This window comes from Kiritimatiellia bacterium, assembly GCA_025054615.1.
Lineage (GTDB): Bacteria > Verrucomicrobiota > Kiritimatiellia > CAIVKH01 > CAIVKH01 > JANWZO01.
In genome coordinates, this window is the sequence record JANWZO010000044.1 from 1 (window position 1) to 662 (window position 662).

Annotated in this window: 1 protein-coding gene; it reads left to right on the forward strand. The window is 58.9% G+C overall.

Annotated features, from left to right (window positions below):
- On the forward strand, positions 1-662 hold a 662-nt coding region (locus tag NZ740_10740), incomplete at both ends, for a hypothetical protein (GenBank protein ID MCS6772474.1).

Below are 662 nucleotides of genomic sequence, written 5' to 3' on the forward strand. Positions count from 1 at the left end.
AAGTCAACGGTTCGACCCTCAGCCCGCGGGAGCGGCTGTTGGCGGTGCCGTATGCGCGGGCGGTGCACGGGTTGCGGGTGGTGCATACGAACAACATCGTGCTGAACGCGGAGGCGGGAGAGAACACGATCGCGGGCAGTGTATTACATGCGGTGATTGGCGGCGGCTGGCAGCATCAAATTCAGACGGAATCGATCTATTCGACGATCGGCGGCGGTGCGAGGAATGAAATTCAGAGCTACTCGCGGTACGCGACGATCGGCGGCGGCTGGCGGAATCAAATTCAGTCGAATGCATGGTACGCGACGATCGGCGGCGGCAGGGAGAATCAAATTCAGCCGGATACGGACTACGCGACGATCGGCGGCGGCGGGTGGAATCAAATTCAGACGAATTCGGACTACGCGACGATCGGCGGCGGCGGGTGGAATCAAATTCAGACCAATTCAGGGTTCGCGGTAATTGGCGGCGGTTATCTTAACGAAATTCGGCGAGATTCGTCCAATTCGACGATTGGCGGCGGCGGGTGGAATCAGATTCAAAGTAATTCGCGCTACGCGACGATCGGCGGCGGGGTCGGGAATCAAATTCAGACGAATTCGTGGTACGCGACGATCGGCGGCGGGGGCTGGAATCAAATTCATCCGAATTCGTGGTACGCG